We start from the raw sequence: 14,049 nt of genomic DNA on the forward strand, positions 1-14,049 counted from the left end.
TCAAACTCTTGTACCTAATTAAACGTCCAAGTTGGCTACATTTAGGGCGTTAGATTCGATAAAGTCGCGACGCGGTTCTACCGCATCACCCATCAGTGTATTAAACAGCTGATCGGCGCCGATAGCATCTTCAATAGTCACTTGCAGCATACGACGCGCTTCTGGGTCCATAGTGGTTTCCCACAACTGCTCAGGGTTCATCTCACCCAACCCTTTATAACGTTGGATATACACGCCGCGTTTAGATTCAGCCACCAGCCACTCTAATGCTTCAGAGAAACTGTTAACGTCTTTCTTACGCTCACCACGTTGCACGTAGCCGCTTTCTTCAATCAAGCCATCCAACTGCTCGCCTAAGCTGGCAATCTTGTTGTAGTCATGCGAATGGAAAAAGTCATAGCTAAACAGGTAGTGGGTATCAATACCGTGTTTACGTACAGTCAATTGTGGCAGATAGACACCGCGTTCTGGTTCGAGTGTCGGTACCAGTTTGTACAGTACACCATGGCTTTCGCGCGCTTCTAAATCTTCCAGCAGGGCTTTACACCAAGCCACCATGTCCACTTCGCTCGCCAACATGTCGGCAGTTACGCGTGGGTGGTAGATCATGCGGTCAGTCACATTGGTTGGGAAACGTTTTTCCAAACGGTCGATAACGTTTTCCACTTCACGGTACTGATAAACCAGTTTTTCCATTGCAGCACCGGCAATCGCTGGCGCATCTTTTGATGGATAGATACAACCGCCGTCCAACGCTTGGTTAGTCAGATATTCAGTCAATGCTGGTTCGTCTTTCAGATACTGCTCTTGCTTGCCCTTTTTCACTTTAAACAGTGGTGGCTGCGCAATATAGATATAACCACGTTCAATCAATTCAGGCATTTGACGGAAGAAGAAGGTCAACAGCAGCGTACGAATGTGCGAGCCGTCGACGTCAGCATCGGTCATGATGATGATGTTGTGGTAACGGGTTTTATCTGGATCGTATTCGTCACGGCCAATACCACAGCCCAGTGCGGTGATCAGCGCCGCCACTTCTTGTGAAGACAGCATTTTGTCGAAACGGGCTTTTTCTACGTTCAGGATTTTACCTTTCAGCGGCAGAATCGCTTGATTCTTGCGGTTACGGCCTTGTTTAGCACTACCGCCCGCTGAGTCCCCTTCCACAATGTAGATTTCAGAAAGACCAGGGTCTTTCTCTTGGCAATCGGCCAGCTTACCTGGCAAACCACCTAAATCTAACGCGCCTTTACGACGAGTCATTTCACGCGCTTTACGCGCTGCTTCACGCGCACGCGCAGCATCGATAATTTTCGATACAATCAAACGTGCTTCGTTCGGGTTTTCCAGCAGGTAGTCATTCAGCTTTTCAGCCATGGTTTGTTCCACGGCAGCTTTCACTTCGCTTGATACCAGTTTGTCTTTGGTTTGCGAGCTGAATTTTGGATCTGGCACTTTAACCGAGATAACTGCGGTCAAACCTTCACGGGCGTCATCGCCAGTGGCATTGGTTTTGTTTTTCTTGTTGTAACCTTCAGCTTCCATGTAGTTGTTGAGGTTACGAGTCAACGCGGCGCGGAAACCGGCTAAGTGGGTACCACCGTCGCGTTGTGGAATGTTGTTGGTAAAGCAGAGAATGTTTTCTTGGAAACCGTCGTTCCACTGCATCGCCACTTCAACGGTGATGCCATCTTCACGCTCTTGCGAGAAGTGGAAAATATCTTTGTTTACTGGGGTTTTGTTAACGTTCAGGTAGTTAACGAACGCGCGAATACCACCTTCGTAGTGGAAGAATTCATCTTTTTGATCGCGTTCATCCACCAAGCGGATGCCCACACCTGAGTTCAAGAATGACAGTTCGCGAACGCGTTTTGCCAGAATCTCGTAATGGAACTCAACATCGGTGAAGGTTTCTTTGCTTGGCCAGAAACGGATTTCAGTACCGGTTTTATCTGTGTCACCAATCGCTTTGATCGGCTCTTTCGGCTCACCGTGGTTGTAGTACTGCTCGTATTTATGGCCGTCACGGCAAATGGTCAGCTTCAGCTTTTCAGACAAAGCGTTTACTACTGACACACCTACACCGTGCAAACCACCAGAAACTTTATAAGAGTTATCGTCGAACTTACCACCGGCGTGCAGTACGGTCATAATCACCTGTGCTGCTGATACACCTTCTTCTGGGTGCAACGCCACTGGAATACCACGACCATCGTCTTTAACGGATACCGAGCCATCGAGATGAATGGTGATGGTGATATCGCTACAGTAACCCGCCAAAGCTTCGTCGATGGAGTTATCTACCACCTCGAATACCATGTGGTGCAAACCGGTACCGTCATCGGTATCACCAATGTACATACCTGGTCTTTTCCGTACGGCGTCCAGGCCTTTGAGCACCTTAATACTCGAAGAATCATAACTGTTATTTGACATATTATTCTCTCGTTGGCTATTCAATGACCTTCACTTCCCCCCGCTCCACGCGGAACGTCCTGTCAGGTGGGAAGTTCAAAGAATCCGATATAGCAGCAGGGTCAATGGCAGTCACAAATACCTGCGCATGGGTGTCCACCAGCTCCTGCAGCAATAGTTTTCGATGTTGTTTATCTAGCTCTGACGGCAAGTCATCCACCAGATAGATGCTGTTTTTGTTTAACTGCTGCTGGAGCAATCTTCCTTGTGCGATTCGCAACGCACAAACTAACAATTTCAGCTGACCGCGGGATAACGCATCTTGCGCTGGCAAGGTTCCTACTCGTAAGCGCAAGTCCGCTTTATGTGGGCCGCTGACGGTAAAGCCTAGCGAAATATCCCGCTCATATTGCGTTTGCAACAGCTCAGCCAGATCGGATTTACTGTCCCATCCCTGAGTGAAAGAAACCCGCACTTCTACCTGCGGTAAAAACCCCCCGATTATACCCTTAAGTTGCTCATTTAACGAGTCTACATAGTGTTTTCGTATTTCAGTGACAACCTGGCTGTAACGGACAAATTCTTTGTCCCAAAAGGCGATTTGTTGGTAGCGCGCTTTATCTCTAAGTAATTGATTACGCTGTTTAAGTGCCCGGCGAACACTCATCCAATTCAAATAGAAGCTACTATCGGCGTGAAACGCGCCCCAATCGATAAACTGCCGTCGCGCTTTTGGCCCTTCAAACAGCAGCGCAAAACTCTCTGGCGTGATCAATTGAATGGGTAAAGCTTCGGCTAACAACGACAGTTTTTTAATGCGTTCGCCATCCATACGCACTTCGGTATCGCCGTTACGAAAACGGCGTAAACCGAGTTTGTGCTCGTCATCACCGGCAGCTAAACGCGAGAACAGTTGCAGCTTATCTTCGCCCTCTTGGATCACCCGCTGTGATAAATGACTGCGAAAGGAACGGCCGAGACCGAGGAAATGGATGGCTTCGAGCAGGCTGGTTTTACCGCTGCCATTCTGGCCATAAATGAGATTCAGCCCATTGCCGGGTGACAATTGGGCTGAACGAATGTTGCGAAAACTCTCAACATGCAACTGCTGGATAATCATTAAGGCGCGTCAGACCTATAAACGCATGGGCATGACCACGTACATAGAGTCTTCCTCTACGTGGTTTTCAATCAAGGCACTAGAGTTGCCATCTGACAGCGTAATACGCACATCATCCGATTTCAGGCTGTTGAGCACGTCAAGCAGATAAGAAACGTTAAAGCCGATTTCCAACGCTGGGCCGTTGTATTCGACGTCGACAATCTCTTCCGCTTCTTCCTGCTCAGGGTTGTTAGCATTGATTTTTAACAACGAATCAGACAGTTGAATGCGCACACCGCGGAATTTCTCGTTCGATAGGATCGAGGCGCGGGTTAACGATTGTTTTAGCGAGTTGCGGCTAGCAATCACCACTTTGTCACCGCCTTTAGGCAGCACACGGCGGTAATCTGGGAAACGACCATCCACCAATTTACTGGTTAATACCGCATTGGCGGTGGTCGCGCGAATAGCGTTTTCACCAATAGCTAAGGCAATGCTCTGATCATCGCTATCCAACAGACGCGACAATTCCACCACACCTTTGCGTGGCACAATCACTTGATTCTCTGGCAACTGCGCTTCAATAGAACGATGACTCAACGCCAAACGGTGGCCATCGGTAGCCACTGCGCGCAATACACTGCCTTCGGTTTCAAACAGCAAACCGTTGAGGTAGTAACGCACGTCTTGGTTAGCCATAGAGAATTGCGTGGCTTCAATCAAAGATTTCAACAAACTTTGGCTGAGGCTGAATTCAATATTCGGCGCAAAACTTTCAACGTTGGGATATTCTTCCGCTGGCAGAGTAGCTAACGAGAAGCGACTACGGCCACAACGCAGCAACCATTTGTTTTCTTGCTGTTCAACGTTGACTTCAGTGTGCTCTGGCAGCGACTTAACAATGTCCAGCAGCTTCTTCGCAGGCACAGTGGTGCGCCCTTCTTGAATATCGCCAGTAATGGCGGCGGAACCGACCAATTCAACTTCTAAATCAGTACCAGTCAACTTAAGTGAGTGACCGCTTACTTCCACAAGAACATTAGAGAGAATGGGTAAATTGTGTCGTCTTTCAACTGCACCTGATACGAGCTGCAACGGTTTGAGCAACTCATCCCTTTCAATAGTAAATTTCATTGTGTAGATCCCTGATTTAAGAAGACAACGTTCTGATCAAGTTCGCATAATCTTCTTTGATGTCGTGGCTTTCTTCACGCAGCTGTGCAATCTTGCGGCAAGCATGAAGCACCGTTGTGTGGTCTCGACCGCCAAAGGCATCACCAATTTCTGGCAGACTTTGGTTGGTCAATTCCTTAGACAACGCCATTGCCATTTGCCGTGGCCGGGCAACACTGCGGGAGCGGCGCTTCGATAGCATGTCTGCCATCTTAATCTTGTAGTATTCAGCCACTGTTTTCTGAATGTTATCTATAGTGACTAATTTTTCTTGCAGAGCCAAGAGGTCACGTAACGCTTCGCGCACAAAATCGATAGTAATTGGTCGACCGGTGAAATTAGCGTTAGCAATCACCCGGTTTAGCGCGCCTTCTAACTCACGAACGTTGGAACGCAAACGCTTAGCAATAAAGAACGCCACTTCATCTGGCAGGGTAATACCGTTCTCTAACGCTTTACGCATCAAAATCGCTACACGGGTTTCCAACTCTGGCGGCTCAATGGCGACCGTTAAACCCCAGCCGAAGCGGGACTTCAAGCGATCTTCCACGCCGTCGATCTCTTTTGGATAACGATCAGAGGTCAGGATGATCTGATGATTACCTTCCAACAACGCGTTAAAGGTGTGGAAGAACTCTTCTTGAGAACGATCTTTGTTGGCAAAGAATTGAATATCATCGATAAACAACGCATCAACGCTACGGTAATAACGTTTAAAGTCTTCAATAGCGTTGTTTTGCAGCGCTTTTACCATGTCTTGTACAAAGCGCTCAGAATGCATGTACACCACTTTGGCATTGGGCTTATTTTTTAAAATGCCATTGCCAACCGCGTGCAATAAGTGGGTTTTACCTAAACCGGTGCCACCGTACAGAAACAGCGGGTTATACGCACCGCCGGGGTTTTCTGATACTTGCAGTGCCGCCGCTTTACCCAATTGGTTCGATTTACCTTCAACGAAGTTATCAAACTGGTACGTCGGATTAATGTTACTGCGATAACCGTGTTCAACCACCGGTTCGTCATCGGCAAATGACATGGTGGTCGGCATGGCCGCTTTAGCGGCGGTGTTCTTGGTGCGAGTCACCGCAGCCGGTGCGACGGGTGCAACAGGCTTAGCCACTGGACGGCTACCAATATCAAAGCGCAGCTTTGGCGCATCGGTACCCATCTGCTCAGTAAAAAACTGGTTGATCATATTGAGGTATTTGTCGCGTACCCAATCGAGTACGAAACGATTTGGCGCATACAACACCAGTGTTTCACCATCCATCTCTGCTTGGAGAGGTCGAATCCACATACTGAAATGCTGCGCAGAGAGCTCATCCTGCAATCTGCCAATGCATTGCTGCCAAAGAGAAACTGTCACCAATTTATCCCCAATATTTAGCCCTAAGGGGGCGAATTATATGGCAAGATCTGAATAACCAGCCGTGGAGTAAAATGTTATCCCCAAGCTGATCGTCGATCTGCATCTGTTTTGATCTGCGGCGATCATACTGGATCTTGGGGTAAAGAATCTATGAAAAATCCCACTTTATTAAGCGATCGACCTTGATCTATAATGCGCGCCCAACGATCTTGTTATTGTGGAACTCAGTACTATATCTTGTGGTAAATACACAAAGTTATCCACACTCTATAGTGTTCAAACCCGGATCAATATCGTCCGCAGTGATTTTATTCGCTGTAAAGTGGGGCCGCATTGTTGACGCACAGCATTAAAGTGATTACAATTCGGCCTCTTTTTTGCACCTGTATCTCCGGATTCAGGGAAATTAACCAACTATGAAGACGGATTGCCATCATGAGTAAACGTACTTTTCAACCAAGCAACCTGAAGCGCAAGCGTTCTCACGGCTTCCGCGCACGCATGGCTACAGCTAACGGCCGCAAGGTACTGGCTCGTCGCCGCGCTAAAGGTCGCGCTCGTCTGTCTGCTTAATTAAGTAGAGTAGACATAGGTGACAAGTTACACCTTTTCGCGGGAGTTACGTTTGTTAACTCCCGCACAATTCAAATCAGTTTTTACCGACCCCAAAAAAGCCTCATCAGCGGAAATTACTCTGCTGGCGATTCCTAACGGCTTGCCCCATCCCAGAATTGGCTTGACTGTGCCTAAACGCCATGTCAAAAGAGCTAATCAACGCAATCGAGTTAAACGCATTATTCGCGAAAGTTTTCGCCTAAGTCAGCATGCTATACCTGATATTGATATCGTGGTGCTGGTACGTGGCGGCGTAATGGACCTGGACGATGCACAGCTCAGAACCTTGGTGGATAAGCTATGGCGCAAGTTAAGTCGCCGTTTCAATGGTTGATCATTAGCCTCATTCGCGGCTATCAAATGTTTATCAGTCCATTGCTTGGACAGCGTTGTCGTTTTTATCCAAGTTGCTCTCATTATGCAATTGAAGCTGTTCAACTTCACGGTGCGCTTAAAGGGAGTTGGTTATCCATCAAACGCATTATAAAATGTCACCCCTTAAATTCGGGCGGCAATGACCCCGTACCTCCTAAAAACAATAGGTGTAATAAATAGGCTATGGAATCTCAACGCAATATATTGCTTATCGCCCTGCTACTGGTGAGCTATTTAATCTGGAACCAGTGGGAGGCAGATCATGCACCCAAACCAGCAGTAACTGAAACTGCAGCGGCGGCGTCAACACAGCAAGCAGCAAATAATAACGTCGACACGGCTTCAGTAAGTGCTTCTGACAACCAAGTTGCCGCTTCTAAAGAGCTGATCCATGTAACTACCGACCAACTGGATGTACTGATCAATCCTGTTGGTGGTGATATTGTGCGTGCCGCGCTGGTGTCACACAAACTGGAACTCAATAAAGATGAGCCGTTTGTGCTGCTGGAGCAGAAGCCTGATTTCACTTATATCGCGCAGAGTAGCCTGATTGGCCAAAATGGTATCGATTCAGATACCAAGCGTGCCGCTTACGCTGCTGAAAAACAGCAATACACCTTAGCTGATGGCCAAGACAAACTGGAAGTGCCATTAACTTTTGTGGCAGCTAATGGCGTGACTTACACCAAAGTGTTTACCTTCACCAAAGGTAAATTTGATGTACGGGTTGATTATCGTGTTAACAACACGTCAGCTGAACCACTGAAAGTTCAGATGTCAGCCAAGATTGCGCAGACCATTAAAGAGTCTGACAGTCACATGATGATGCCTACTTATCGCGGTGCAGCGTTCTCAACCACCGAGACGCGCTACGAAAAGTATGACTTTGATGACATCAGCAAAAAGAATCTGCTAGAAAGCACTCAAGGTGGTTGGGTTGCCATGCTGCAACACTACTTTGTATCAGCTTGGGTACCACCAGCGGATGAAACCAACACCTTAGTATCAGCCAAAGTGGGTGCAGCGATTGCGAGCATCGGTTTTGAAGGTGCAGTCAAAACGGTAGCCCCTGGTGAAACCCAAACGGTTGGTGCCGATTTCTACGTTGGTCCAAAAGACCAAGCCGCCCTATCAGAACTGTCACCTACGCTGAACTTAGTAGTGGATTACGGTGTACTGTGGTGGTTGGCGGTACCTATCTACCAACTGATGATGTTCTTCCACTCATTCGTGGGTAACTGGGGTCTGGCAATTATCCTGATCACCTTTACCGTGCGCGGTATTCTGTTCCCATTGACTAAAGCGCAATACACCTCAATGGCGAAAATGCGCAACCTGCAACCAAAAATGCAGGAGCTGAAAGACCGCTTTGGCGATGACCGCCAGAAGATGGGTCAGGCAATGATGGAGCTGTACAAGAAAGAGAAAGTGAACCCTATGGGTGGCTGTCTGCCAATCGTATTGCAGATGCCAATCTTCTTCGCACTGTACTGGGTGTTGATGGAAAGTGTGGAACTGCGCCACGCACCATTCATCTTCTGGATCCATGACTTGTCAGTGCAAGATCCTTACTACGTGTTGCCGATTTTGAACGGTATCACCATGTATATCATGCAGAAACTGCAACCAATGTCGCCGACCATGGACCCAATGCAAGCCAAGATGATGCAATACATGCCTGTTATCTTCGGTTTCTTCTTCCTGTGGTTCCCTGCTGGTCTGGTACTGTACTGGTTAGTAGGTAACATTGTGAACATCGTGTCACAGAAGATTATTTACGCCGGGCTTGAGAAAAAAGGCCTGAAGTAAACAGCTTTGTTAGCTAGATTATAAGGCGGCCCAACAGCCGCCTTTTTGTATTGTTGAACGTAAGGAACATACCGTGGCTATCGATACCATCGTTGCGCAAGCTACCGCTCCCGGTAAAGGTGGCGTAGGCATTATTCGTGTATCTGGTGAGTTTGCGTCCCAAGCGGCGCAGGCATTACTGGGCAAAGTGCCTAAAACCCGCTACGCCGACTACTGTGAATTCAAAGCCGCCGATGGCAGCGTGATTGACCAGGGCATTGCGCTGTTTTTCAAAGCGCCGAACTCCTTTACCGGTGAAGATGTACTGGAGCTGCAAGGTCATGGTGGCCAAGTAGTGATGGATATGTTGTTGCGCGCCGTATTGCATGTTGATGGCATCCGTATGGCCCGCCCGGGTGAATTCAGCGAACAAGCCTTTTTGAACGACAAACTCGACCTCGCCCAAGCCGAAGCGATTGCCGACTTGATTGAAGCCAGCAGTGAACAAGCGGCCAAAAGCGCGCTCATGTCACTGCAAGGTGAGTTCTCTAACGAAGTGCATCAGTTGGTGGAACAGGTCACCAACCTGCGTCTCTACGTGGAAGCGGCGATTGATTTTCCAGACGAAGAGGTCGACTTCCTCTCTGATGGCAAAATCGCTAATGCGCTGTATCGCATCATCGACAAACTCAGCGAAGTACAACAAAGCGCCCAGCAAGGTGCGCTGATCCGCGAAGGGATGAAAGTGGTCATTGCCGGCCGCCCTAACGCCGGTAAATCGAGCTTGCTCAATGCGTTAGCGGGTAAAGAATCTGCCATTGTCACCGAGATTGCCGGTACCACGCGCGATGTATTACGCGAGCACATTCATATTGACGGCATGCCACTGCACATCATCGATACCGCCGGTTTACGGGATACTGAAGATACCGTCGAGCGCATCGGTATTGAACGCGCTTGGGCAGAAATTGATACCGCCGATCGGGTGTTATTTATGGTGGATGGCACCGACACCAACGCGGTCGATCCCAAAGAAATTTGGCCAGACTTTGTTGATCGTCTGCCCGCCAACCTCGGTATTACCGTGGTGCGTAACAAAGCCGATCTGACAGGTGAAATGGTCGATAACAGCACCGAGCAGGGCTATCCCGTATTCCGTATTTCTGCCAAAACAGGCGCCGGTGTTAACGAGTTAAAACAGCATCTGAAACAGCTTATGGGCTTTAATAGCAGTACCGAAGGTAGCTTTATTGCCCGCCGCCGCCACTTAGATGCGCTGCAAACCGCTAGCGAACATCTGGCACTCGGCAAAGAGCAGTTAGAAGTGTTCCTCGCCGGTGAACTGTTAGCCGAAGAGTTGCGCCTAACCCAAGAAGCCTTGAGCGAAATCACCGGTCAATTTACTTCGGATGACTTGCTCGGCCGCATCTTCAGCTCGTTCTGTATCGGGAAGTAAAATAGTAAAACGCATCAAACCAAATCAAAACAACATTATGATTTTAAAATAATTTTGTTTTACTTGGTGGGAAGTGATTTGAAGGGTTTTGTCGATTCTTGCTCCGTATGTACTCCGAAGATAAATTCTGGCGCACATGCGGAGCACAGGATGAGAAAAACCTATGAAAATCAATATACAAAAGCGATAACCAGATAAGAATGGCCTGCGCCCCATCAGGCTTGTGTACTATTACGGCTCAAAGACCTCGGAAGGCGGTTCAAGGGCTCAAAAGCGCTCTTACGAACCACTGAATCTATTTATCTACAACAAGCCAAAAAACGCAGTTAAGCGCGAGCACAACAAAACCACATTGCAAAAAGCCGAGGCTATTCGAGCCAAGCGTCTACTGGAAGTGGAATCAGCCAAACACGGCTTAGATGATCGCACAAAACTCAATCCTGTTTGAAGGCTTCGCAGCTAATCGCCAAACAATGCCATCGGCAGCGAAGCTGGCGTGGATTACTTTTTGTCAGAGCGGAGCACTAACTCTACCCGGCGATTCAGCCGCTGACCCGCTTCGTTGGCATTGCTGGCAACGGGGCTGTACTCACCATTACCATGAGCGGTTAATTGGCTGGCGGGGATCTGGTATAGCTCGGTGAGCTGTTTTATTACTGCCGCCGCACGGCGCTGTGACAAGCTCTGGTTATAGTTTCTGTCACCTTTATCGTCAGTATGGCCAACCACGTAAAAATCCAGCGTCGGATGTTGCTTAAGGTAGTTTGCCAGTACCTCCAGCACCGGTTTCGACTCTGGCAGCATCTGGTCACTATCGTAATCAAACAGCAAGCCTTCCAGCGTAGCCTTACCGGATTGGCTAATGGCCTCAGTGAGCGCATCAAGGTTAATGACCACTCGGTCGTCTTTCAATGCCGTTAGCTCCATCACTCGCACCGTAGTGTCTGCCGGCACGCCCTTGTAGTAACCTTGAGCATAGATATCGAAATACACATCACCGCTAGGGCGGCTCAATTTGAATAGCTGATAATCTTGCCATTCATCTTCTTTATCATCCTGATGTAACTTCATTGCCCTTATCAGTTTGGCATCGTCACCACAGGCCTCTCCCTTACAATGAAATACCGCTTCAGCACCTAACTTGTTGGCTGCAGCAGCGTAATTACGGCTAATTTCAAACATAGAGTATTTCCTCGGCATTCGATAACTTATCCGAGTAACTTTGGCATCGAGAGACTGGGTCTGATAACCCGCAGCCGATATACCGGTAATCACAGGAACTTGAGTAAAATTGGTTTGCATGTAATCACTGATGAAACTACCGGGCATACGGCCAAGCAGCGGATGATCTGCCGAGCCTTGCTCATCTTCGCTGCGTCTATCTTTTATCTCCACTTGTGTGGGAGCCTGTTGTAAAAACGCAGGGTTTGCTTCAATCAGCCCTAAAGGCTCTGGAATAATCTCAAGAGCGACGATCTGTACATTCGTACTCCCCCAATCTCTGCGAGAAACATAGATGATGCTGTACACATCGCCGCTACTACCTGTGAGCTTGGCCGCCACATACGCATCGGGCTCTTTAGTATCTACAGTTATGCTCGGTGCTAACTGAGCCTCTAACTCATAGGGCTCACCACAAGCCTCCTGCTGGCATTGAAACAGTATCTCAGCATTTAGTTTTTTAAGTTGATCGAGATAGTTATTGATAACCAACTCCAACGTATAGCTGTTAGGAAGATCGAAACTGTGTTTGGTAAGTTTGCCGGACACTGGCAACACGGAGATATTACTTCCGTCAATGGCCGTAATGACATTGAATGGGGTGAAATGAACGAGTTTATCTTCGGGATATTTAGCATCAGGGAAGGTACTGAAAAGCGTACTGGCAGAGGCATTGAAGGCAGTAACAGCCAAAAGGATTGCACTCAATAAAGTATTATGTCCCATAAAAATCCTTTTCTGTGGGTGAATATTGCTTTAGCTTATTAATTAAACAGGGAGGATGATACGACACAAGGAACGAAATGTCAGCCTCTGAAATTTGTTTCAGCTGAATACTACTCGAGAACTATATGGATATACGATCTCACCGCGGTTTGCACCTAGAGGGTGATGGGTTTGACTTACTACCTGAGTTAAAACAGCTCTACCTTGAGAATGAACGGTGTTTACGCAAAGCATTATCAAATACGGATGAACAGCATATCAGTCACGTGTTTTTTGTTGATTGTACACAAAAGCCAATCCTAAGCGTATCTTCAAGGCAAAAGTCCTCTACGGCCTATATTGCGGTAGTCAATCACCTTGATACTCAAATAGAAGTTGAATTGCTGCTAGCAGGGTTTCATGGCCAATTGATAAAAAATAGTTCTTTAGTGCTGCAGCTATCTGCTATCGATAGCCTTATAAAAGGAGAAATGTATTTTTCACGAAAAGCGCTCTCTCAATATATCTATGAAATATCAGGAAAGAAAAAGTTAGCAACCTCGGAAATAATGGCGCTTGATGTTACTAAAAAAGAAAGAAAAATAGTGGATTGTATTTTTGAAGGGTTAAGCAATCAGGAGATTGCGAATGCGCTCAATATTTCCCTGAACACAGTGAAAATGCATCTTCAAAATATTTACAGAAAAAACAATCTTAAAGGGCGTATTCAACTAATGTCGTCGTACTCAATTAATCCTTCAGGGTGTAATGCTTGAGCAATTATTATCCTTTGGGGTAATTGAGTCATTGACGGTTCGCTCTAATAATAGTCACGAAATTACTATCAATAGCTTCAAGGAGTGAAACTATGTTCCAACGTAAAATTCGCGGTCAGGGTATGACTGAATACATTATCATTGTTGCGCTGATTGCTATTGCGGCCATCGGTGCTTTCACCATGTTTGGGGATGTAGTTCGTAACCAAACAGCCTCAATGGCTGCAGAGCTTGCTGGTAATGCGGGACAGGCTAAGAATGCCAATTCTGAAGCTAAAACTGCTGGGGCAAAAGCCGTAACAGATGCAAAACAAGCTGGTGGCTTAGACAGTTACAACGAAACGGCTTCTAAGGCTAGTAAGCGTAGTAACTAACCAACACTGATAAGAATTAGGCCATTGTTAAAAATGGCCTAATTCTGTTTTTTACAAAATCAATGTCTTTCGTATCGGAACACTGTAACGATGTTATTAAGTCCAACACATTTTCGCTTAAATTTTTCACTTCTTGTATTGCTGCTCATAACTGTGCCTACATCCATGGCGCAAGAAAAAACGCCAACATTGCAAAGTATCCTTGCTAACGCGACGACAGCAGAAGAAGCTGAATTTGCCCGCCAAGGTGTGGCTGAAACCAGCATAGAAAATGCTTGGGAACGACCATGCCCATACAATAGTTCGCGTTTGTGGGGACAAAACGGTGTAGATCAAGACGAAGTACTCCTCCGTTGTAGCCGCTGGCGAGATTGTAAAACAGCTGCAGATGATGCAAGTCGGTTTACTGAAGGCTTTTTCGAACACCACCAAACCGGGCAACAAATACCTCCGGAGTGGGCACAAGATGGTGAAGATCTAGCCCAGAATGATGCTGAATTTGGCGGCGGTTTGGGACACACCTACAACTACGCTTTGAAGTTTGCAGAAAAAAACTGGCGTTTGTTTGAAGGACGAAGTGCTACCGAAGCCGATATGCTAGTCAAAAAGCAATACTGGCAATGGTGCGCTGCCGAACCTTTGTCTATCTGGAAAAGTAAACTGGATGACTAATGTCA

Annotated in this window: 13 protein-coding genes; 8 read left to right on the forward strand and 5 right to left on the reverse strand. The window is 47.3% G+C overall.

Annotated features, from left to right (window positions below):
• Positions 1 to 18: 18 nt before the first annotated feature.
• Genes gyrB through dnaA form a run of 4 tightly spaced genes read right to left on the reverse strand, consistent with a single transcriptional unit; the run spans position 19 to position 6,059 of the window.
• Positions 19 to 2,436 carry a DNA topoisomerase (ATP-hydrolyzing) subunit B gene (gene gyrB, locus L9G74_RS17130; RefSeq protein WP_238897922.1) on the reverse strand — a complete coding sequence of 806 codons (2,418 nt, stop codon included), beginning with the start codon at positions 2,434 to 2,436 and terminating at the stop codon, positions 19 to 21.
• Positions 2,437 to 2,452: 16 nt separating this feature from the next.
• On the reverse strand, positions 2,453 to 3,535 hold the full coding sequence (recF, locus tag L9G74_RS17135; RefSeq protein WP_238897924.1) for a DNA replication/repair protein RecF: 1,083 nt from the start codon (positions 3,533 to 3,535) through the stop codon (positions 2,453 to 2,455).
• A gap of 15 nt (positions 3,536 to 3,550) precedes the next feature.
• Positions 3,551 to 4,651, reverse strand: coding sequence for a DNA polymerase III subunit beta (gene dnaN, locus L9G74_RS17140; RefSeq protein WP_238897927.1), 1,101 nt, complete (start codon positions 4,649 to 4,651; stop codon positions 3,551 to 3,553).
• 16 nt (positions 4,652 to 4,667) lie between these two features.
• Positions 4,668 to 6,059 carry a chromosomal replication initiator protein DnaA gene (gene dnaA, locus L9G74_RS17145; protein ID WP_238897930.1) on the reverse strand — a complete coding sequence of 464 codons (1,392 nt, stop codon included), beginning with the start codon at positions 6,057 to 6,059 and terminating at the stop codon, positions 4,668 to 4,670.
• A gap of 438 nt (positions 6,060 to 6,497) precedes the next feature.
• Between dnaA and rpmH the strand changes: the two genes are divergently transcribed.
• From rpmH to mnmE, 5 genes are all read left to right on the forward strand, one after another.
• Positions 6,498 to 6,635 (forward strand): 50S ribosomal protein L34, encoded by a 138-nt coding sequence (gene rpmH, locus L9G74_RS17150; protein ID WP_011758135.1) that lies wholly within the window; start codon positions 6,498 to 6,500, stop codon positions 6,633 to 6,635.
• A gap of 19 nt (positions 6,636 to 6,654) precedes the next feature.
• Positions 6,655 to 7,011 (forward strand): ribonuclease P protein component, encoded by a 357-nt coding sequence (gene rnpA, locus L9G74_RS17155; RefSeq protein WP_238897931.1) that lies wholly within the window; start codon positions 6,655 to 6,657, stop codon positions 7,009 to 7,011.
• A complete protein-coding gene (yidD, locus tag L9G74_RS17160) occupies positions 6,978 to 7,232 on the forward strand; it encodes a membrane protein insertion efficiency factor YidD (RefSeq protein ID WP_238897934.1) in 255 nt (84 codons plus the stop codon). The genes rnpA and yidD overlap by 34 nt, the downstream gene beginning before the upstream one ends.
• A gap of 3 nt (positions 7,233 to 7,235) precedes the next feature.
• Entirely contained in the window at positions 7,236 to 8,861 is a 1,626-nt protein-coding gene (gene yidC / locus L9G74_RS17165; protein WP_238897936.1) for a membrane protein insertase YidC, read from the forward strand.
• 73 nt (positions 8,862 to 8,934) lie between these two features.
• Complete coding sequence (gene mnmE / locus L9G74_RS17170) at positions 8,935 to 10,296, forward strand: tRNA uridine-5-carboxymethylaminomethyl(34) synthesis GTPase MnmE (RefSeq protein WP_238897938.1); 1,362 nt, start codon at positions 8,935 to 8,937, stop codon at positions 10,294 to 10,296.
• 501 nt (positions 10,297 to 10,797) lie between these two features.
• Here the strand turns inward: mnmE and L9G74_RS17180 are convergent.
• The gene (locus tag L9G74_RS17180) at positions 10,798 to 12,243 is read right to left on the reverse strand and encodes an OmpA family protein (protein ID WP_238897942.1); all 1,446 of its coding nucleotides are present in this window, start codon (positions 12,241 to 12,243) and stop codon (positions 10,798 to 10,800) included.
• Between the two features lie 125 nt (positions 12,244 to 12,368).
• On the opposite strand from L9G74_RS17180, the gene L9G74_RS17185 reads away from it, so the two are divergent.
• The 3 genes from L9G74_RS17185 to L9G74_RS17195 all read left to right on the forward strand — a co-directional run bounded on the left by L9G74_RS17185 (position 12,369) and on the right by L9G74_RS17195 (position 14,044).
• Entirely contained in the window at positions 12,369 to 12,998 is a 630-nt protein-coding gene (locus L9G74_RS17185) for a LuxR C-terminal-related transcriptional regulator (RefSeq protein WP_238897956.1), read from the forward strand.
• A gap of 92 nt (positions 12,999 to 13,090) precedes the next feature.
• A complete protein-coding gene (locus tag L9G74_RS17190) occupies positions 13,091 to 13,372 on the forward strand; it encodes a pilus assembly protein (protein ID WP_238897958.1) in 282 nt (93 codons plus the stop codon).
• 90 nt (positions 13,373 to 13,462) lie between these two features.
• On the forward strand, positions 13,463 to 14,044 hold the full coding sequence (locus L9G74_RS17195; RefSeq protein WP_238897959.1) for a hypothetical protein: 582 nt from the start codon (positions 13,463 to 13,465) through the stop codon (positions 14,042 to 14,044).
• Positions 14,045 to 14,049: the final 5 nt, after the last annotated feature.

It is taken from the genome of Shewanella electrica, from assembly GCF_022321485.1.
Classification (GTDB): domain Bacteria; phylum Pseudomonadota; class Gammaproteobacteria; order Enterobacterales; family Shewanellaceae; genus Shewanella; species Shewanella electrica.